The following is a 20584-nucleotide window of genomic DNA, read 5'->3' on the forward strand; positions in this document are numbered from 1 at the left end:
GATATTTCTGTAAATACTATCGACGCCGTCGCCTCTCGGGGCCGGAGGTGCCCGGTGAAAGGATGAGGGTGATGAGACATCCGGATCGGGGCACGCCGAGTAAGACGGCAGGCGGATCCCGGCACCTTCCACAGAAGGAACGCATGGAGATTGAAGATGTTGATCTGCTCGTCGTCGGCGGCGGGAAAGCCGGGAAGACCCTGGCGATGGACCTGGCCAGATCCGGCCGAAAAGTCGCGATGGTGGAACGCGCGATGATCGGCGGGACCTGCATCAACGTGGCGTGCATCCCCACCAAAACCCTCATCAACAGCGGCCGGGTCTTGAAAACCATCCGCCGGACCGCCGAATTTGGCATCTCCGGGGCCGATAACCCGCGGATGGACCTCAAACTCCTGCGCCACCGCAAGGAAGACGTCGTGGAGACCATGGTCGGGGGCCAGCTGTCAGCCTTCACCGGGTCGGGCATGGACTTCATCCTCGGCGAGGCGAAGTTCGTCGCTCCCCGGACGGAGGAGGTGGTGATGAACGACGGCGGCGTGCGCACCCTCCGCGGGACCGACGTCGTGCTGAACCTCGGCACCGAACCGCTGCTTCCGCCCATCGAGGGCCCGGCGGAGTCGGTCGTGCAAACCAGCAACATCCTGCTGGAGCTGGAATCCCTGCCGGCGAGCATCGTCATCCTCGGCGGCGGATACGTCGGCTGCGAGTTCGCGGACCTGCTCAACATCATCGGCGTCGACGTCACCATCGTCCAGGGCGGCGGGCAACTGCTCGCCCGGGAGGACGCGGACGTTGCCGCCGCCGTCGAACAGAACTTCACCGACGCCGGCATCACCGTGCGGCTGGGCGCCCGGGCCCAGAAGATCGCCCGCGCCGCAGACGGCACCATCAGCGTCACGCTCTCCTCCGGTGAGACACTGACCGCCGACGACATCCTGGTGGCGGTCGGCCGCACTCCAATGACCGACGGCGTGAACCTGGAAGGTGCCGGAGTGGAACGGAACGACCGGGGCTTCATCAGAATCGACGAATACCTGCACACGACTGCCGACGGCGTGTGGGCAGCGGGCGACGCCGCCGGGTCGCCCCAGTTCACGCATGCATCCTATGACGACTACCGGGCCCTGAAGACCAACCGGGCGGCGAGGAGCGGCGACGGCCAGCCGCGCAGCACCGCCGGGCGGCTGATTCCCTACAGTGTCTTCACCACCCCGGAGCTCGGGCGGGTCGGCCTGAGCGAGCAACAGGCGTGGGACATCTGGAGGGATTCTGGAAGGCAGTCATCGACCGGGACACCAACAAGATCCTCGGCGCGGCCCTGCTCGGCACCGAAGCCAGCGAAACCATTGCGGTCATCCAGATGGCGATGCTCGCGGGGCTGGAATGCACCGTCGTCCGCGACGCCATCCTCACCCACCCGACCATGGCCGAGGGCCTGACGCTGCTGTTCACACCCGCCTACCTCGAAGACTGAGCGCCCCCGGGCCACCGCCCCGCGGAGCCCGCGGACCTGCATGCCCACTCAAAGGTTGACAATTCAACCAATGACCGGCAAACTTATATGCATATGCATGAACATTCCACCTTGCTTACCTTGAACCAGGAGAAAAAACCCATGACGATCGAACTCACCCCCGGCACCTGGACCCTCGACCAGGCCCACACCGAAGTAGGCTTCTCGGTCCGGCACGCCGGCATCAGCAAGGTCCGCGGCCAGTTCACCGAGGCCTACGCCACCCTGGTGGTCGGCGACACAGTGGGGACTTCCTCGGTCCAGGCAACCGTGCAGACCGCCTCGTTTGATTCCAACGACGACAACCGCGATGCGCACGTCAAGGGCCCGGACTTCTTCAACGTCGAGCAGTACCCGCACATGACCTTCAAGGCAGCCCAAGCCCAGGGCACCCCGGAAAACTTCAAGCTCACCGGTGACCTGACCATCAAGGACACCACCCTGCCGGTGGCCTTCGACGTCGAATTCGGCGGCGTCGCCGTGGACCCCTTCGGCGCCACCCGCGCCGGATTCTCCGCCACCGCGCAGATCTCCCGCAAGGCCTTCGGCATCACCTGGAACGCCGCCCTTGAGGCCGGCGGCGTGCTGGTCGGCGACAAGGTCACCATCACCATCGATTCAGCCTTCGTGCTTCCCGCCAGCTGATCCACACAAACCGGACCGCGGCCCGGGGCGCCTCAGCAGAGGTCCCAAGCCTGCACAATTACCAGCCGCCGGAACCCCCGGCGCGACCCTTAGGAGTACCCATGACAAACAACGTTCTCACCCTGGTCGGCAGCCTGCGCGCCGACTCCACTAACCAGAAGCTCGCCGAAGCGATCCAGCTGAACGCTCCCGAGCACGTTGAGGTTCTCATCCACGAGAGCCTCGGCAACATCCCGTTCTACAACGAGGACATCGACGTCGAGGGCCAGGTCCCCGCCGCCGCAGCCGCCCTGCGCGCCNCCTCCTGGTCACCCCGGAGCACAACGGCACCGTCCCCGCCTCGCTGAAGAACGCCATCGACTGGCTGTCCCGCCCGTACGGTGCCGGCGCCCTCTCCGGCAAGCCGACCGCCGTCGTCGGCACCGCCTTCGGCCAGTTCGGCGGAGTCTGGGCCCAGGAGGAGGCCCGCAAGGCCGTCGGCATCGCCGGCGCCCAGGTCCTCGAGGACGTCAAGCTCGCCGTCCCGGGCTCCATGGTCCGCTTCGCCGAGGTCCACCCCAAGGACGACGCCGAGGTTGTCGAGCAGATCAAGGGCGTCTTCGCCGCCCTGGAAGAATCCCGCACGGTCGCCGCAGCCTGATTCGCAGGCCCACCGGTTTTACCCAGAACGCCCCCGGCAGCAGAGATGCTCCCGGGGGCGTTCTGCGTTTGTATTTAGGACGCCAGACGGTCGGGTCGCCGGTCCGATACATGCTCGCGCCCGGACGCCCGCGCCGGCGGGTTGATTGCGGACCAAACGTCGTCGAGTGAGAGACCGAGTACGGTCGCGATCGCTGCGATCGTGGAGAACGCGGGAGTGGCCACACGGCCTGTTTCGATCTTCCGAAGCGTCTCCGGCGAGATGCCTGCGGCCACCGCCACCTCGAACATGGAGCGATCCGTCCGCGCTTGACGCAGCAGCGCGCCCAGATGTTGTCCTCGTTCGACGTCGGCGGGGGTGAGTGGGAGTCTGACCATGGGTCAAACTATACCGGCATAGTATTACCGGTATAGTTATTGGAAATGTGGGAGGACCATAAAGTGATCGAACTATTCAGCCCCTCCGAACTCCAGCGTGCGAAGGTGAGCGGACGGTTCATCGCCACGGTGCTGCAAAGCCTGCAGGAGCGGGTCAGGGTCGGCACCAACCTCCTGGAGATCGACCAGTGGGCCGGTGCGATGATTGCCGAAGCGGGCGCTCAGTCCTGCTATCTCGATTACGCTCCCTCGTTCGGCCGCGGGCCCTTCGGCCACTTCATCTGCACATCAGTCAACGACGCCGTGCTGCACGGAATGCCTCACGACTATGCCCTCAAGAACGGCGATCTCCTCACCCTTGACCTGGCTGCGTCCCTCGATGGGATCGTCACCGATGCCGCCGTCAGCTTCATCGTCGGAGCATCAGCCAACCCGTCGGACACCAGGATGATCGAGACGACCCAGCGGGCACTCGAAGCCGGCATCGCGGCCGCCAACCCCGGCGCGCGCATCGGTGACATCTCCCACGCAATCGGATCCGTCCTGGCGGCTGCCGGCTACCCCGTCAACACCCAGTTCGGCGGGCACGGCGTCGGGTCCACGATGCATCAGGATCCCCACATCCCCAACACGGGCCGTCCAGGCCGGGGATACCGGCTCCGCCCTGGCCTGCTGCTGGCCATCGAACCGTGGGTCATGGCGGACACCGCCGACCTGGTCACCGACCCGGACGGATGGACACTCCGCAGTGCAACAGGAGCCCGCACCGCGCACAGCGAGCACACCGTAGCCATCACGGACGACGGACCTGTCATCCTCACGATCTGACTATTCCCAGGGGTCTTCGACCTGGCACTGTCCGCCGGCTCCGGCACCATGGTGGGCCTCGGAGCCGCCGACAGCGGAGTACGCGACGCGCGCTCCCGGAACCCGCGCGACTGACCTGCCCAGCGCCCGCAACTGACCCGACCAAACCACCCGGAGGAACATCTTGGAAACACGCCTCACTGCCGTCCACGTCGCTGCCGGCGAAGTGGAACTAATCGAAATGCGGGCCGACCGGGCCCGCGCCGCGCTGGTCGAGGCGATGTGCCGAGCCATGGCAGCCGGGGTTCCCGCGGTCACGGCGGCAGCCAGCGGCGGAATGAATGTCGCACAGCTCTTCGATGCTGTCCGCCGGCACGTCCCGCCTCACGCCTCCGGTCCGCCTGCATCCAATAACGATGACGTCCGCTCTCCCTGAAGCACGGGGGCACTGCCCTGCGCCTTCACAGCCGATCCGATCCGTGGATTCCAAGTATCCGTCCGAGGCTGTGCGCCAACTCCCACAGCGCACCCACCTCAGCGTCGCCGAAACCGGCTTCACGGTGCGCCAGCGCGCCTTCCAGCAGAGCGGCCAAATACCTCCTGTCACGCGCGGAAACGGCCACCACGTCAGAGACGGTCTTCACCCGGCGAACATTCAGGACCTCGACGCCGCCCCAGCGCTCCCCGCCCAGCATGAACTCGGCCCGCGTGATCTCCTTGTAGCGGGATGCCAACTCGGCGAGCAAATCAGAGACTGCCGCAGGGCCTGACTGATCGTCAACCGTGACGTGGACGGCAATGGTGTGGCTGGTCATTGTGGCTCACCCCGCCTTTCGTGGTTCGATTATCCCGCACTCCGTGCAGCCGGTGGAGCCCTGATATCAGCGCAAAACTCTGGTCCGGTCCCAACCAGTTCAGCCGAGGCAGAGGACGATCCGGCCCTCGATCAGGCGGCCGGGTCGGGCACGAACTCGCGGACCTCTTGTGCACAGCGGCAGGCGACGGCGATCTTGGCAGCCCACTCCAACGCCTCGTCGCGGGAGGGCACGTCGACGACGGAGAATCCGCCCAGGCGCTCGTTGCTCTACGGATACGGGTTGTCGGTGACCGTCCCGTCGGTGGCCACCAGGCTCGCCTTCTCGTGGTCGGTCAGCCCGCCGCCGAATACCCACACTCCGGCATCCATGGCCTCCTGGACCACTGCGTGTGCGGCTTTGGCGACGTCGGGCAGCTCCTCCTCGGGGAAGGTCATTGCGCCGTCATCGAACGAAATCAGGTACCGCGTCATCGCATGGCTCCTTGTCCCGGCGACTTCGGATCGCCGCCTATCACCCCTGCTGCGAATGCCTCGCTCCGGATCCGACCGGCTGCCGGAACCTTCGCCCGAAAGTCCTCTTGGCGCCCGGCGCCGACATTAGGGAGTGTACTTCCAACCGGCGGCCCCGGGTGAGTTGCGCGGCGCCGGCGGCCCGGGGTGAGTTGCGCGGCGCCGGCAGCCCCGGGTCAGTTGCGCGGCGCCGGCAGCCCCGGTGAGTGAACAACCCAGTCTCGGGCGGCATGGGTGCTTTCCCCAGAGCAGTTTTCGGTAGATGCTGGTCTCGTTTGTTGACCCAATGCGCCGGATTAAGACCGGACACCCCTGAGAGATCGGAGTACCCGTGAGCTGTGCGGAGCGCCCAGAGAAGACGCCAGAGCAGCGGGAACGGCTGCGCTCGGCCGCCATGCATCATGGGGGCCGGATGGTGGAGGGAAGGGATTTCCGGGAGTCCGCGCTTGAGCGGCTGCAGGCTACTTTCCCGGGCTTCCCTCCTGAGCGCTACGAGGCCGAGCTCGACGACGCGCTGATCCGGATCCACGTGGCCCAGGTGGGTGTTCGGGTGCGCCGGGAGAAGATGATCACCGAGGCACGCAAGTTGGACATGCTCAACGCGGTGTGCGCCATCCACTACTACAATCGCCGCTACTCCGGGCACGTCGGGGAGTACGGTCTCGGCCGGATCAGGCTCGGCAAAGCCCTCGGGGACCTGTTCTCGGTCGAGCAGATCGCCGACGCGGTCGTCCGCGCCGACGCTCTGATCGATGAAGGCATACGGATGGGGTACGGCCCCTGGAACTTGGAGGCCGACAGGGACCACCTGCGCCGGACTCACCGCGGTTTCAGCGACCGGGCCCTGAACGATGCCCTGGACTGGGGCCATTTCTGCGGCCGCTGAGGCACGTCCTCACCTCCTAGGTGGAGCAACGCGCCGGCATGCCTTCTCCGAGGCGAGCTCTCCTGCCACCGCGGCGGCGCGTACTGCGGCCCTCCCTTGGCCCCGCAAGCTGCGCCAGCTCCCGGTGCGGCGGATTGCGCCTGGCGATGCGCAAAAGCCCCGTCGCTACCGGAATTCGGCAGCGCCGGGGCGTTTCCGTGTCATCAGCAGGATTGCGCGTCACCGTCACCGCGCGGAACGTGCACGACGGCGGGGCACACCCGCTGCTGCCAGCTTCCGTTCGAGTTGCCCGGCTGCCATCAGGTCGGCCCAGTCCCAGCGGACCACATCGTTTCCCACTGCCCGGATCCGGTTCTCCCGCTGCTTTTCCTCGACTACGGCTTGCGAGGTGGTCCGGCCCTTCAGGTATTCGGGCTTGACGTACTTTTCGACGCCGTCAAATTCCCCTGCCACCCGTACCCTCTCCCAGAAGTAGTCCGTGAAGCCCACGAGTCCTGAGCCGTCGCGGACCTCGTGCTGCAGTTCTGGCGCTTCGAACCCGGCAATCCACATGAGCGCCCGGCCGTAGGACTCGCCAGCAGATCCGGACTGTGGGTCGGCAAACTCCACTGCCGTGCGGATCCGCCTCGCGGCGGCCGCCGTGTAATTGCCGTCGATTCCGGCCAAGAGCTGTTCCTTGGTGAGGGCCGGCAGCCGCTGTGGGAGGTCGGGCTTAAGCACGTGGTCCAAGGGCACCACGGCCTCGGCAAACGGTGAGAAGGCAGCGAGATCCAGCACAGTGCGCACCCTCCCGGTCACTAGGAGACCGTCACGCCGGGCGTACGTCAGGCCGGCCGAAGGAACGTAGTGCCGGACCACCCCGGCCCGCGAGCGCCCGCCATCATTCTGCAGGGTCAGGGCGTGCACCGGGTGCCGGAGTCCGATAGTCGGAATTCTCCAAACGGAAGCGGCGGAATGGCGGGCAAAGATCGTTCGGGCGACGAAGGTCTCTGCGGCCGCACTGACCCGGAGCCGGTACTGGTCCCACGGTTGCAAGGCTCGCCACACAGTGCCGTCGACGTAGACCCCCTGGCGCAACCGGACCAGCGCGCCCGAGCGGCATCGGCTGGCCAGCTCCTTCGGGTTCAGCCCTCGCTGGATCTGCTCGCGCGTGAGGATCAACCTCGGTAACTCGTTCATAGAACGAAGATCCCAGCACAGCGGCGGCCGCACCATTGCGAAACGCAGCCATGTGGATAACCCGACCCGCATCCCGTCCCTTGATGCGTTTCACGTCGTCCGACCCGCATCCCGTCCCTTGATGCGTTTCACGTCGTCCGCGACGCGAAAGTCCCTGACGCGACGGGTATTCGGGCCTCGCAATGTATTTTGCGAGTCGCAAATCGCTGGGATCGTCGGCAGGCACGTGGCGCGTCACCCAGACGAACAAGTCGGGGGGACCACCAGTCCCCAGGAAATGTCGTATTGCATTGACGGCGCCATTCCGGGCCGCGGCGATACGGGCGTTAGTCGCAGGGTACGCCCGAGCTCGTCGTGACAGGAACATCCCGTTGTGCGACGCGGTTCCTGTTGCGCGCGGCGCGAAGGCCCTCACGCGGCGGGTATTCGGGCCGCGTGAGGCATTTTGCGAGTCGCAAATCACTGGGAGCGGCGGCAGGCACGCGGCGCGTCTCCGGGCAGGGCGCACATCGCCGGGCAGGGCGCGCATCGCAGGGCAGGGCGCACATCGCCGGGCAGGGCGCGCATCGCAGGGCAGGGAGCGCGTCGCAGGGCAGGTGCCGTTGCGGGTCGCAGGGCAGGTGCCGTTGCGGACCGGCCCTACTCCGCGGCGAGCACCCGTGCCACCGCAGCGCCTACTGCGGACCTGATGCGTACGTGGAGTTCCCGCAGCCCGCGCCGGTCGGTGTGGACCTCGATGATGCCGCGGCCCTCCCACGGCTCCGCCAGCGCCGCGGCCAGCTCCGCCGTCGTGCTGACCGAACGGTGCGCGACGCCGTACGCGGCCGCGAGTGCCGAGAGGTTCACGCTGTGCGGGGTGCCGAAGAGGCGTTCGACGGCGGTTCCGTAGCGGCCCGCGGCTTCGACGGCGCCGTGTTCGAGCAGCCCGAAGATGGCCCCGCCGGCGTCGTTGAGGACCACGATCCGGAGGGCGGGTTCCTCTTCCCCGGCGCCGAGCAGCAGCCCGCCGGCGTCGTGCAGGAAGGTGACGTCGCCCAGCAGCACCGTGGTTTCCTGCCGGCCCCCCAGGGCAATGCCGGTGGCCGTGGCCAGGGTCCCGTCGATGCCGGAGAGGCCGCGGTTGGCGAAGACCGTGGCGGCCGGCTCCGCAGCGGGCGCTCCGGCGAGGTCGACGTCGCGGATGCCGTTGGAGGAGCCGAGCACGAGCTGTCCGCGCGTATGCTGCCAGACCAGGGCGCCGACGGCGGGCCCGGTCACGACGGCGGGCCCGGCCACGACGGCGGGCCCGGTCACAGCGGAGGGTCCCGTCACTGCGGCGGGCCCGGCGGTGCCAGTTCCGGACAGGACCTGGTCGACGGCGTGCTGCGCGGCGGCCCCTGCCAGCAGCCAGGCATCCAGCCAGGCCGCGGAGCCCCGGCCGGCGAAGTCGGCGAGGTCCGCGAGGTTGTCGAGCGGGAGTTCAGTGCGGCGGCCGGGCTCATACCAGGCCACGGGAACCGGCTGGTACAGGGCCGAGGGGACGTCGGCGCGGGCCAGCAGGTTGCTCACCGGCCGGGAGAGGGTGGGCCGGCCGAAGAGCACCACGCGTTCGATCGGCTGCGCGGAGTCCGGACCGAATGCGTCGAGGACAATCCGGTAGGGTCCCACCGCGTTGGGCCCGAACCGTGCGTTGGAGGACGGCTCGGCCAGCAGCGGCAGGCCGTGGGCGCGGGCGAAGGCTTCGGCGACCGGTCCGGCGTCGTGCCCGGCCAGCACCACGGTGCGCCGTTCCGGCAGGCTCCCGGCGGCGGGCGGGAAATCGAGGGCCAGCGGGCCGTGGGGCGCGCGGTACACGCGGCGGCCGGACTCGGGCGGGAGCCGGTCGCCGGGGGCCGGAACCAGCGGGTCGCGGAAGGCCAGGTTGAGCTGCACCGGCCCGGGCGGGGTGTCCTCGAAGGCACCGGTGGCGGCGCTGAGCGCGGTCTCGACGGCGCGCCGGGGGTCGCTGCCGGCGGGCACATCGGCGGCGAAGCGGACATGCTCACCGAAGAGGTCCAGCTGCTGCGTGGTCTGGTTGGCGCCGGTCCCGCGGAGTTCCTCGGGCCGGTCGGCCGAGATCACCACGAGCGGGACGGCGGCGTGGTTGGCCTCCATCACCGCCGGCAGGAGATTGCCGACGGCGGTCCCGGAGGTGGTGAGCACGGCCGCGGGCGCGCCGGTGGCCAGGGCGAGGCCGAGCGCGGTGAACCCGGCGTCGCGCTCGTCGATCCGGACCAGCAGCTCGACCCGTCCCATGGCGTCGGCCTCGGCCAGGGCGTAGGCCATCGGGGCGGAGCGCGAGCCGGGCGCCACCACCACGTAGCGCACCCCTTCGAGCAGCAGGGCGGTGACGGCGATCCGGGCGGCGTCGATCGCGGTCAGCCCGTCGGCATGCTCCGCGCCGTGTCCGTCCCCGCCTTTCGGGAGGCCCGTACCCTCCGCGTCCGTGCCGTCGTCGGTCCCGTCGGCGCCCATGCCTCGCGGGGAGCTCACATGTTCTCCGGCGTCTCGATGCCGAGCAGGTCCAGACCCTCGGACAGCCGGCGCAGGACCAGCGCGCACAGGGCGAGCCGCGATTCCCGGACCGAATCCTCGGACTTCAGCACGGGGCACTGGTCGTAGAAGGACGTGAAGAGCTGGGCGAGTTCGAACAGGTAGGTGCACAGCCGGTGCGGCTCGAGCATCTCGCGCACCTTGTAAAGCGTGACGCCGTACTCGAGCAGGTGCAGGGCCAGCGCGCGTTCGGCGGGTTCGACGACGGCGATCGGCGTCGCCGGCGTGCCGCCGTCGCTGTCCGTCCCAATGGCCCCGGTGGCGGCGGTCCCGGCGTCGCTTCCAAGCGCCGCACCGGCGTCGTCCGATCCGGCAGCCTCAAGCGCGTCAAACCGCTCCAGCACCCCGGCTTTCCGCAGGATCGAGCGGATCCGGGCGGCGGCGTACTGCACGTAGGGTCCGGTGTTGCCGCTCAGGGCCAGCATCCGGTCGAAGTCGAAGACGTATTCGGTGTCGTGCCCCACGGACAGGTCGGCGTACTTGACCGCGCCGATGCCCACCTGCCGGGCGGTCACGGCGCGTTCGGCCTCGGTGAGCTCGGGCCGGCTGGCGTCGATGACGGCGCGGGCGCGGTCCACGGCCTCCTCCAGCAGCGCCATCAGCTTGACCGGGGCGCCGGAGCGGGACTTCAGGATCTTCCCGTCCTCCCCCAGCACGTTGCCGATCTGCACGTGCACGGCCTCCACCGTGTCCGGCAGCCAGCCGGCGTCGCGCGCCGTGGCCATCACCATGCGCAGGTGCATGTTCTGCGGCGCGCCCACGACGTACAGGACGCGGTCCGCCCCGAGCTCGCGGACCCGGTACCGGATCGTGGCGAGGTCGGTGGTGCCGTACCCGTAGCCGCCGTCGGACTTGCGGATGATCAGCGGCATCGGCTGGCCGTCGCGGCCGCTGAAGCCGGCCGGGAAGGTGCACAGGGCGCCGTCGCTGATCCGGGCGAGGCCGCGCTCCTCGAGTTCCTGGCACAGCTGGGCCAGATGCGCGTCGTAGGAGCTTTCGCCGGCGATGTGGTCGTCGGTGAGGCTGATGCCCAGCATCGAGTAGATGGCGTTGAAGTAGCGTTTGGACTGGGCCACGAGCCGCTGCCAGACCGCGAAGGTTTCCGCGTCGCCGCCCTGCAGCGCCACCACCCGGAGCCGGGCGCGGGTGGCGAAACCGTCCTCGTCGGTGGCGGAGGCGTCGAACTTCGCGCGGGCCGCCTGGTAGAAGGCGCTGGGGTCATCGACCAGCAGCGCGGCCTCCGGGGAGTCCTCGCCGATCTCCAGCCAGTGCTCGATCAGCATGCCGAACGGGGTGCCCCAGTCGCCGATGTGGTTCTGCCGGATGACGGTGTCGCCGAGGGCCTCAAAGACCTTCACGAGGCTGTCGCCCACCACCGTGGTGCGCAGGTGCCCGACGTGCATTTCCTTGGCCACGTTGGGGGAGGAATAGTCGACGACGACGCGCTGGGCTTCCGCGGCGGGCACGCCGGGGGCGCCGGGAGACTCGGCGTTGAGCAGCTCCTCGATCCAGGTCCCGTCGAAGGTGAGGTTGATGAAGCCGGGTCCGGAGATCTCGGGCGCGGTGCAGATCCCGTCCAGGTCCAGGGCCTCGACGATCCGGGCGGCGGCGTCCCGAGGCGGCATTCCGACCTTCTTGGCCAGGGCCATGGCGGCGTTGATCTGGATGTCCGCAAACTGCGAGGGCCGGACCACGGGATCGGTCCCGCGGTACTCTTCGCCGAACGCGCTGGCAATTGCTGCCTGGACTCTGGGGACAACCATTTCGGCCGGATTATTCACACTGTTCAAATTATCAGTTCCGCCCCTCCCCCGACGCTCCCTCAGCTCTGGTGGCAGATCAGCAAACGCTCCCGCACATCCGGCGGCCAAACAGCCAACGCTCCCGCAGATCTGGCCGTTAGAGAGCAAACGCTCCGGCACGTCCCGCCGTCGAGCGGCCGACGCTCCCCCACATCGTCCCGGCCGCGGGGCCCCCAGCCCCGCGGCCGGTGCGGTCAGATCTTCGTGACCCGCAGGCGCAGCGCGTTGCTGATCACGCTGACGGAGGACAGCGCCATCGCGGCGGCGGCAATGATCGGGGAAAGCAGCAGGCCGAAGGCGGGGTAGAGAATGCCTGCGGCGAGCGGGATCCCGGCCGCGTTGTAGATGAACGCGAAGACGAGGTTCTGCCGGATGTTGGCCATGGTGGCTTCGGAGAGTTTCCGGGCCCGCACGATTCCGGTCAGGTCCCCCTTCAGCAGCGTGATGCCGGCGCTTTCGATCGCCACGTCGGTTCCGGAACCCATCGCGATGCCGACGTCGGCCGCGGCCAGGGCGGGCGCGTCGTTGACGCCGTCGCCCGCCATAGCGACGATGCGGCCTTCGGCGCGCAGCCGCTCGACGACGGCGCTCTTGTGATCGGGCAGCACCTCCGCCTCGATCTCGGTGATGCCCAGCCGCCGGGCGACCGCTTCGGCGGTGGTGCGGTTGTCGCCGGTGAGCATGAGGACGCGGACGCCTTCCTGCCGCAGGGCGGCCAGCGCGGCGGGTGTGGTTTCCTTGATCGGGTCCGCGATGGCGAGAACCGCGGCGGGGAGTCCGTCGATGCCGGCGAAGATGGCGGTCGCGCCGTCGGCCCGCAGCTCCTCGGCACGCGCGGCGAGGGCATCGGTCTGCACGCCCTCGGAGGCCAGGAACTTCGCACTGCCCAGCAGCACGCGCCGTCCCTCCACCGTTCCGGAGACGCCCTTGCCCAGCGGCGAGTCGAAGTCCTCGACCGGCGGAATGGTGATGCCGGCGCGCTGGGCGGCTTCGATGATGGCCAGGCCGAGCGGGTGCTCGGAGGCCTGCTCGACGGCGGCGGCCAGGCGCAGCACGTCCTGTTCCGCGAAGCCGTCGGCCGGAACGATCCCGGTGACGGAGGGCCGTCCCTCGGTAAGGGTCCCGGTCTTGTCGACGACGAGTGTGTCGACCTTTTCCATCCGTTCGAGGGCTTCGGCGTTCTTGATGAGCACGCCCAGTCCGGCACCGCGCCCGACGCCGACCATGATCGACATCGGTGTGGCCAGGCCGAGGGCACACGGGCAGGCAATGATCAGCACGGAAACGGCCACGATCAGGCCGTGCGCCATCCGGGGTTCGGGTCCGACCAGGGCCCAGATGATGAAGGAGGCCACGGCGATGAGGATGACGATGGGAACGAACCAGGAGGCGACCTTGTCGGCCAGGCCCTGGATCGGGGCCCGGGACCGCTGGGCGGCGGCGACCATGGCGACGATGCGGGCCAGCATGGAGTCGCTGCCCAGTTTCTGGGCGCTGATGACGAGCGCGCCGGTCTGGTTGAGCGTGCCGCCGACGACGTGGTCCCCGGCTTGTTTGGTCACGGGCATCGATTCGCCGGTGACGAGGGATTCATCGAGTGTGGAGCGCCCGTCCACGACCTCGCCGTCGACCGGGACTTTCTCCCCGGGCCGGACGCGGACGCGGTCGCCGACCTGCAGCTCGCCGAGCGGGACTTCCTGCTCGACGTCGTCGCTCCCGATCCGCCGTGCGGTCTTGGGCGTCAGATCCAGCAGGGCTTTGATGGCACCGGAGGTCTGTTCCCGGGCGCGCAGCTCGAGCACCTGGCCGAGCAGGACCAGGACCACAATGACCGCGGCGGCCTCGAAGTAGACATCGACGCTGCCGTCCATGCCCCGGAACGCCTCGGGAAAGGCGGAGGGCACGAAGATGGCGGCCACGCTGTAGAGCCAGGCGACGCCGGTGCCGATCGCGATCAGCGTGAACATGTTCAGTTGCATGGTCCGGAGCGAGGCCCAGCCGCGGACGAAGAAGGGCCAGCCGGCCCACAGGACCACGGGGGTGGCGAGGAAGAACTGGATCCAGGCGGAGACCCGCGGCGGTACGACTTCGTGCAGCGCGGGGAAGAGGTGCACGCCCATTTCGAGGATGAAGACCGGGATGGTCAGGGCCAGGCCGACCCAGAAGCGCCGGCTCATGTAGGCCAGTTCGGGGTTGGGTCCGCTGTCGGCCGTGATGACCACCGGCTCCAGGGCCATCCCGCAGATCGGGCAGGAACCGGGCCCGGCCTGCCGGATCTCCGGGTGCATCGGGCAGGTGTACTCGAGCTCCTTCCCCTTTGCAGGCGCGACGGCGGCTGGTGCGAGTGCGGCTGGCTCACCGGTGCCGGTCGCGACGGCGGCTGCCTCACCGGTGCCGGGCAGATACCGGGCCGGATCCGCAACGAACTTGCCCAGGCATCCGGCCGAACAGAAGTAGTACTGCTGTCCCTGGTGTTCGGTGTGGTGTTCGGTGGCTTGCGGGTCGACGGTCATCCCGCAGACGGGATCCTTCACCTGCTCGGCCGTTACGGCCCCATGGTGGTGGTGTGCATGCTCGGTCATGATAACGCTGGTCTCCTCAACACGATTGCGGGTTCCGTGGAGTCCGGGAGCGTCAGGTCACTCGAGATGGCGCTCCGCTGAACCGCGGAGGAAGACCTTCAATGCGTTCGGGCCTGCCCTGGGGCGGCGGCCGTGACGACTCTTTCCGGTACTCCTGAAAATATACCCCTAGGGGGTATCAGTCAAGTCCGGCCGACTTATGCAGTCATACACCCCAACAGACGCTCCCTCACGTTTGGCGCCTAAACGGCAAACGCTCCCTCACCTCGCGGCGTCGAACTGCGGGAGGTGAGGGAGCGAAGGCCCGAAAGCCGCCACACCTGCGGAGCGTCAGCCCTAAACTCCGCACCCAGCACCGTGCTGCCCCGACTGAACCCGTGACAACCAACCATCCGGGGGCACTTTGGCCGAGGGCGCGCCGTCAGCTGGCCGGAGAGCGACTATTGGGGGCCTCAAAGTAACCCCGGACGGCCGTCGCCCCGACAAACCCGCGGGAGCGTCACTCCGAAACCCGCCAAACGTGAGGGAGCGTCGTGCCCCAGGGGCAACGCGGGGTCGGATATCGCCGATCCGGGGCCCAAAAATGGGCCGAATCTGACCCCGCGTTGGAGTGTAGGAGGAACCTTAGGCGTCGGTGCGGAAGACCTGGACTACTGACGGGCGGGGGGCGCGGGCCTGGCCTCGGGCCGGCGACGCACCTGCCGCGACGTAGTCCGGGAAGAGGGACAGCGGCGCGTCGAACGTGCCGTCCTCGCCCGGGTGCTGGACGGCGACGAACACGGTGCGTTCCTCGTCGTGGATGATCGGTCCGCAGGTTTCGCCGTCGCGCGGGACGGCGAGGAACTGCTCCACGCGGCCGCGTTCGGCGCCGTCGAGCGTGACCTTGAACAGGCCGTCGGCCTTCTTGATGCCGGAGGGGGCGCCGTCGGTGGAGATCCAGAGGTTGCCGACCGAGTCGAACGCGAGGTTGTCCGGGCAGGAGATTGGCGAGACCTTGTCCACCGGGTAGCCGGAGAAGTAGGTGACGTCGCCCTGCGCGGGATCGCCGCAGACCATCAGCAGGTTCCAGGTGAACGACGTCGAGGTCTGGTCGCCGGTCTCGATGATTTCCACAATGTGGCCGTCGCGGTTGTTGTTGCGCGGGTTGACCTCGGTGGCGCCTTCCTTGCCGATCTTGCCGCGGTCCGAGTTGTTGGTGCAGGCTACGTAGACCTTGCCGGTGTGCAGGCTGGGCTCGACGTCCTCGCAACGGTCCATCTTGGTGGGGCCGACCTTGTCAGCGGCGACGCGGGTGTAGACCAGCACCTCCTCCACGGACATGAAGGGAACCTTGGACTCCCCTGCGACCACCAGGGGCAGCCATTCGCCGGTGCCGTCGAAGCCGCCGTCGGACGGGACCGCACCGGAGCCGGTGATCTCGGACGCCGGGGCGCTGCCGGTGAAGCGGGCCACGTAGAGGTCGCCGTCGGAGAGCAGGGTCATGTTGTGCTTGCGGTCGCCCTCGATGTACTTGCCGGAGGAGACGAACTTGTAGAGGTAGTCGAAGCGCTCGTCGTCGCCCGAGTAGGCCACCACATGGCCGGACTCGGCCACGATCACGTTGGCGCCTTCGTGCTTGAAGCGGCCCAGCGCGGAGTGCTTCTTCGGGGTGGAGTTGGGGTCGAAGGGGTCCACTTCCACGATCCAGCCAAAGCGGTTGGCCTCGTTGGCGGAGTCGGCGTTGCGGGTGTCGAAGCGCGGATCGTCGAGTTCCCACTGGCGGGCGGTGGGCTTGTTGGTGAGCCCGTAGCGCTTGTCCTCGGCCGAGAGGCCGGGCGCGACGAAGTACCCGTTGAAGTTCTCCTCGCCGGAGAGGATGGTGCCCCAGGGGGTGGTGCCGCCGGCGCAGTTGCCCAGCGTGCCGAGAATGGTGCGGCCGGACGGGTCCGCTTTCGTCTGGACCAGCGGCGAGCCGGCCACCGGGCCGGTCAGCTCGTAGGCGGTGTCGTTGAGGTAGCGGCGGTTCAGCCCGGCACCCTTGACGTAGGACCACGGCGCGTTCTTGTTCTTCCGCTCCAGCTCGACGACGGTGAGCCCGTGCGCGGCGGCGCCGACCTTCCGGACGTCGGCGGCGGGCATCGACGTCGGGAACATGATGGTCTCGTTGGTGTACTCGTGGTTGGCGAAGAGCACCGCGCGGCGGCCCTTGCTGCCGGGAATCTCGAGAATGTCCGTGTAGTCGTTGTTGTAACCGAACTGGCGCACCTGGGCGGCCGCGGTCTGGTTGTCGAGGTCAAAGTCCGGGGCGTCGTTGAAGATCGGGTCACCCCAGCGGATCACAGGCTGCCAGGTGAAGCCTTCCGGCACGGTGAAAGCGTCGACGGCGGCATCCACCGGAGCGATCGCCGTGAACTTCAGCTTGGAGGCGCCATAGCCGTTCTTGGCTGCCGCGGACAGGCCGGGACCGCCGGCCACTGCGGACTCCGGGGAGGTCAGCGCACCGCCGAACGCGACGGCGAGGGCACCGGCGGCGCCGAAGCCCAGGGCGGCGCGGCGGGACATCGTGGCGGAAGCGATGTCGCGGAAGTAGCTGTTCGAGCTGGTGTTGCAGACCTCGCCGGTGCAGGCGTTGTCGCATTTGAGCGCGCAGGTGACGGGGCTCCGCTTGCCTTTGGTGTGGCCAAGCATGGGGAGCAGGGAGAATTTGCGTCCGGAGGAGACTGACATCGGGAGACCTTCCACGGGGTGGGTTGGGGGCCTCCCCACCGTTCCAGCCGCGGACGACGCGAAGCCGACTCTCACATGAAGTCCGGATGAACACCCGGCGCGCCAAACCTGAGGGAGCGTCGGCCCGAAACCCGCCACACCTGAGGGAGCGTCGCCCCAAAACCCGCCAAACCTGCGGGAGCGTCGGCCCAAAACCCGCCAAACCTGAGGGAGCGTCCGGGGGGGAGGGAGGGCGCTTAGCCCTCCGCGTCCTCCGGGGCGCTGGCGGCGGCCATCAGGCGCTGGCCGATGCCCTCGAGGAATGCGGCGATGTCGGCGAGGCTCTCGTCGGAGGAATCCTTGAGCAGGGCGACGGCTGCGGCGGAGAAGTGGTCGTTGGCCCACTGCATCGCCTCGGTGCCTTCCGGGCTCAGGTGCAGCAGTACGCTGCGGCGGTCCGTGGGGTTGGGCTTGCGGACCATAAAGCCTTTGGATTCCAGCCGGTCCACCATGGCGGTGACCGAGCCGGTGGTGATGTTGAGCGCCTTGCCGAGGTCCCTCGGGGTGAGGCCGTCCACCTCGCCCACGAACGCCATCGCGTTGATGTCGATGGTGCCGATCCCCAGCTTCTCGGCCAGCCGGATGCGGAGCGCGTAGGTCCCGGTGTCGACCCGCCGAAGGCCCTGCACGATCCGGAGCAGCCCGTCCTTGTGGGTCATGTCTGCGCCCTTCTCCAGCTCTGCAAGAGCCGCGTCGTCAACTTCCCGGGACTTCTGGATGTACATTTACGAATTTTCCGATCCAAAGCTTGGTTCCGCGGCTACGTCGCCGCGCAACGATTCACTGTACTCGCAACCCGTATCAGCGACCGGCAGCCAGCACCGCATGGACCCGCCGCAGCCGCTCCAGCCACCATTCGCGGCGCTCGGGCGCGGCGGCATATTCCGCCAGCAGGCCCGGATCGGCGGCGACATCGCGGACCCGGATGGCGCCGTCGTCGGGCACCAGCGATTTCCGGGTCACATCGGCGGCGAGCAGCGACACAGTCCCCAGCCCGCAGGCGTACGGCAGTTCCGGCAGCGCGGCGGCGAGCGCCAGGCCCGCGCGGATTCCCACCGACGTGTCGAGTGCGGAGCTGACGACGGCGGGGAGCCCGGCCTGCGCGACGATGTCCAGGGCGCGCCGCACTCCCCCGAGCGGCGCCACCTTCACGACGATCAGGTCCGCGGCGCCGGCGCGGGCGACCTTGAGCGGGTCGTCCTCCTTGCGCACGCTTTCGTCCGCGGCGATCAGCACCGGCACGCCGGCGGCGCGCAGCCGGCGGCGGACCTCGGCGAGGCCGGCGATGTCCGGCACCGGCTGTTCGGCGTATTCCAGCCCGACGGCGGACAGCCGGGTCAGTGCCTCGACGGCGGTCGGGACGTCCCAGCCGCCGTTCGCGTCGACCCGAAGCGCGGCGTCCGGCAGCGCCGCGCGGACCGCGGCGACCCGGGCGGCGTCGTCGTCCAGCGTCTGCCCGGGATCGGCGACCTTGATCTTGACGGCGTCCACCCGGCCGAAGCGGGCCAGGATCTCCGGCACCCGGTCCGCGGCGACCGCGGGGACGGTGGCGTTGACCGGGATCACCGAACGCAGCGGCTCCGGGAACCCCTGCCAGCCGGCCTCGAGCGCGGCGGCGAGCCAGCGGGACGCTTCGGGGTCGCCGTACTCCGGGAAGGGGCAGAATTCGCCCCAACCCATCGGGCCCTCCAGCAGCAGGGCCTCGCGCTGCAGGATGCCGCGGAACTTCACCCGCATCGGCAGGCTCACCACGTGCGCGCCGGCGAGGAGCTCCTCCAGCGCGGGGAGCGGCGGCAGGGACGGGGTCGGCCCGGACGGCGGCTGCAGCGGGCTCGAAGGCACCGGTCAGCCCACCTTCGCGAAGCCGACGGTTACGAAGCCGACGGTCGCGTCGGTCAGGTTGGTGACGTCGGCCAGCCATGGAAACACGACCTCGACCAGCAGGAGCAGCACTCCCGCGAGGAGCACCACCGAGAACAGGATCCGCAGCCAGAGCGGCCCGGGAAGCTGACGAAAAAGCCAAACGTACACGGTCTATCCCTTTCCCTGCAGCGCGGCGAGCTGCTTCGCGATCGGTTCCGGCGGCCCGGCGCTGAGCGGCTGCCAGGAGTCGAACACCGAGTAGGCGATGATGCGCTCCTCGGACCCGAAGCGCGGATTGCAGCTGGTCATGGTCAGGAGCCGCTGCTCGGGCGCGACGCCGGGCTGGGTCGGCACCGGCAGGACCACGTCGGTCCGGTCCGGCAGCACGATCTCCTGGTTCCGGAAGACATAGGTGTAGAACCCGTCGGCGGTCTGGACGTAGATCTTGTCGCCCGGCACGAGCGTGTGGATGTTGTCGAGCACCGCGCCGTGGGTCTGGCGGTGCCCGGCCACCACGAAGTTCCCGACGGCGCCCGGCATCGCCGTGTCCGGGTAGCGTCCGAGGCCGAGCGTGTCGATGACATCACTGGTGGTGCCCTCGATGACCGGCCGGCTGTACTCGGCGCCGAAGCGGGGAATATAGACGACGCCGATCGCCTCGCCGTGGGCGGGTGCGGTGCCGACCGGCACGGTCCCGGGCGCCGCAGGATCGGCTGCAGGGCCCGACGGCGATACGGCGGAAGCGTCGTTCGCGGCGGGGTGCTCCTGCACGAACTGCTTCACGGCAGCGCCCTGGGCGGCGTCCGCTTCAACGTTCGTCCACCACAGCTGCCAGGCGACGAAGAGCACGGCGACCACACCGAGCGTGATCAGCAGTTCGCCCACCACCTGGACGGCCATCAGCGAGCGGCGCGGGCGGGTGCGGTGCGGTTGCTGCGCGGTCCCGGCGCGGCGGTTCAGTACCTTCGACATGCCACTCCCTGTCTACCGCTGGACGCTGCCGACGAAGCATCGCCCGTTCGGAAGAACCGGCAACACCGACGTTGCCACAGTTCCGGCCCGGACCTGCGCCATCACACACTCGCTGTCGCCCAGCACTCCGACTTCGACGGCGTCGGCGGCCAGTCCCGTGGGGGTGCGCGACGCCGAGACCTCCACCGCGGCCGGGGCGAACCCCGCCGCGGACAGGCTCTCGCGGATCTGCACCGTGCTGGGCTGCGGCGAGGATGCCACCAGGGCCTGCAGGGCTGCGGTGACGGACTGGGAAACGGCGGACGGAGCAGCGGCAGATGGCTGGGTATCGGGGGCCGGCGCCCCGCTGGCCGCGCCGGGTGTGCCGGCTGAGTCGGACGACACGGCCGGAGCAGGGGTTGAACACGCAGCTATCGCCATAACCAGGGGCAGGACCAGGGCAGCCAGCCCCACGTGCCGGCGGCCGCGGGGGCTGCGGAGCGGGGCGGGGGCAGGGGAAGTCACGGGAACATCCTCCCATATGGGGGCTGGCGTCCCCGCCGCCGTGCCGTGCCCCACGCTCCGCTCCCGGCCGTGCCAGCTGAAGTGCGACGGCTCGGCCATTCCGTGGTGGATGGGAAGCCCCCGCAGTAGAATACAAGCGGCGATGGTGCGGGTCTGAGCGCCACCAGC

The 20584-nt window shown here is 68.9% G+C and carries 18 protein-coding genes and 2 pseudogenes; 7 read left to right on the forward strand and 13 right to left on the reverse strand.

Features of this window, described 5'->3' with window-relative positions; genetic code table 11:
• Positions 1-206: 206 nt before the first annotated feature.
• From AC50X9_RS17195 to AC50X9_RS17210, 4 genes and pseudogenes are all read left to right on the forward strand, one after another.
• Positions 207-1052 (forward strand): annotated as a pseudogene (locus AC50X9_RS17195) (FAD-dependent oxidoreductase); the annotation flags it as partial.
• A gap of 200 nt (positions 1053-1252) precedes the next feature.
• The gene (locus AC50X9_RS17200; RefSeq protein WP_494895432.1) at positions 1253-1477 is read left to right on the forward strand and encodes an oxidoreductase dimerization domain-containing protein; all 225 of its coding nucleotides are present in this window, start codon (positions 1253-1255) and stop codon (positions 1475-1477) included.
• Positions 1478-1618: 141 nt separating this feature from the next.
• The gene (locus AC50X9_RS17205) at positions 1619-2161 is read left to right on the forward strand and encodes a YceI family protein (protein ID WP_494895434.1); all 543 of its coding nucleotides are present in this window, start codon (positions 1619-1621) and stop codon (positions 2159-2161) included.
• Between the two features lie 101 nt (positions 2162-2262).
• Positions 2263-2801 (forward strand): annotated as a pseudogene (locus tag AC50X9_RS17210) (NAD(P)H-dependent oxidoreductase).
• Positions 2802-2875: 74 nt separating this feature from the next.
• Here the strand turns inward: AC50X9_RS17210 and AC50X9_RS17215 are convergent.
• Positions 2876-3178: a helix-turn-helix domain-containing protein gene (locus AC50X9_RS17215; RefSeq protein WP_494895435.1), complete on the reverse strand. Its 303-nt coding sequence runs from the start codon at positions 3176-3178 to the stop codon at positions 2876-2878.
• Positions 3179-3241: 63 nt separating this feature from the next.
• On the opposite strand from AC50X9_RS17215, the gene map reads away from it, so the two are divergent.
• Positions 3242-4006 carry a type I methionyl aminopeptidase gene (gene map, locus AC50X9_RS17220; RefSeq protein ID WP_494895437.1) on the forward strand — a complete coding sequence of 255 codons (765 nt, stop codon included), beginning with the start codon at positions 3242-3244 and terminating at the stop codon, positions 4004-4006.
• A 163-nt stretch (positions 4007-4169) separates the two neighbouring features.
• Positions 4170-4421 carry a hypothetical protein gene (locus tag AC50X9_RS17225; protein ID WP_494895438.1) on the forward strand — a complete coding sequence of 84 codons (252 nt, stop codon included), beginning with the start codon at positions 4170-4172 and terminating at the stop codon, positions 4419-4421.
• A gap of 25 nt (positions 4422-4446) precedes the next feature.
• On the opposite strand, the gene AC50X9_RS17230 is transcribed toward AC50X9_RS17225, so the two are convergent.
• Entirely contained in the window at positions 4447-4800 is a 354-nt protein-coding gene (locus tag AC50X9_RS17230; protein ID WP_494895440.1) for a hypothetical protein, read from the reverse strand.
• Between the two features lie 269 nt (positions 4801-5069).
• Positions 5070-5273, reverse strand: coding sequence for a hypothetical protein (locus AC50X9_RS17235; protein WP_494895442.1), 204 nt, complete (start codon positions 5271-5273; stop codon positions 5070-5072).
• Between the two features lie 451 nt (positions 5274-5724).
• Between AC50X9_RS17235 and AC50X9_RS17240 the strand changes: the two genes are divergently transcribed.
• Positions 5725-6198: a hypothetical protein gene (locus AC50X9_RS17240; protein WP_494895443.1), complete on the forward strand. Its 474-nt coding sequence runs from the start codon at positions 5725-5727 to the stop codon at positions 6196-6198.
• Positions 6199-6423: 225 nt separating this feature from the next.
• Here the strand turns inward: AC50X9_RS17240 and AC50X9_RS17245 are convergent, their stop codons facing one another.
• From AC50X9_RS17245 to AC50X9_RS17290, 10 genes are all read right to left on the reverse strand, one after another.
• Entirely contained in the window at positions 6424-7377 is a 954-nt protein-coding gene (locus AC50X9_RS17245; protein WP_494895445.1) for a hypothetical protein, read from the reverse strand.
• A 639-nt stretch (positions 7378-8016) separates the two neighbouring features.
• On the reverse strand, positions 8017-9870 hold the full coding sequence (menD, locus tag AC50X9_RS17250) for a 2-succinyl-5-enolpyruvyl-6-hydroxy-3-cyclohexene-1-carboxylic-acid synthase (protein WP_494895532.1): 1854 nt from the start codon (positions 9868-9870) through the stop codon (positions 8017-8019).
• Between the two features lie 14 nt (positions 9871-9884).
• Positions 9885-11711: an arginine--tRNA ligase gene (gene argS, locus AC50X9_RS17255; RefSeq protein WP_494895447.1), complete on the reverse strand. Its 1827-nt coding sequence runs from the start codon at positions 11709-11711 to the stop codon at positions 9885-9887.
• A gap of 233 nt (positions 11712-11944) precedes the next feature.
• Positions 11945-14332 (reverse strand): heavy metal translocating P-type ATPase, encoded by a 2388-nt coding sequence (locus tag AC50X9_RS17260; RefSeq protein WP_494895449.1) that lies wholly within the window; start codon positions 14330-14332, stop codon positions 11945-11947.
• Between the two features lie 624 nt (positions 14333-14956).
• Positions 14957-17038 carry a PhoX family protein gene (locus tag AC50X9_RS17265; RefSeq protein WP_494895451.1) on the reverse strand — a complete coding sequence of 694 codons (2082 nt, stop codon included), beginning with the start codon at positions 17036-17038 and terminating at the stop codon, positions 14957-14959.
• 236 nt (positions 17039-17274) lie between these two features.
• Positions 17275-17802, reverse strand: coding sequence for a MarR family winged helix-turn-helix transcriptional regulator (locus tag AC50X9_RS17270; protein WP_494895453.1), 528 nt, complete (start codon positions 17800-17802; stop codon positions 17275-17277).
• 76 nt (positions 17803-17878) lie between these two features.
• On the reverse strand, positions 17879-18874 hold the full coding sequence (locus tag AC50X9_RS17275; RefSeq protein WP_494895534.1) for an o-succinylbenzoate synthase: 996 nt from the start codon (positions 18872-18874) through the stop codon (positions 17879-17881).
• A gap of 48 nt (positions 18875-18922) precedes the next feature.
• Positions 18923-19108, reverse strand: coding sequence for a hypothetical protein (locus AC50X9_RS17280; protein ID WP_494895455.1), 186 nt, complete (start codon positions 19106-19108; stop codon positions 18923-18925).
• 3 nt (positions 19109-19111) lie between these two features.
• Positions 19112-19912, reverse strand: a complete 801-nt coding sequence (locus AC50X9_RS17285) for a class E sortase (RefSeq protein ID WP_494895457.1) — start codon at positions 19910-19912, stop codon at positions 19112-19114.
• Positions 19913-19924: 12 nt separating this feature from the next.
• Positions 19925-20416 (reverse strand): DUF6993 domain-containing protein, encoded by a 492-nt coding sequence (locus AC50X9_RS17290; RefSeq protein WP_494895459.1) that lies wholly within the window; start codon positions 20414-20416, stop codon positions 19925-19927.
• Positions 20417-20584: the final 168 nt, after the last annotated feature.

The organism is Pseudarthrobacter sp. HLT1-3 (assembly GCF_059383535.1).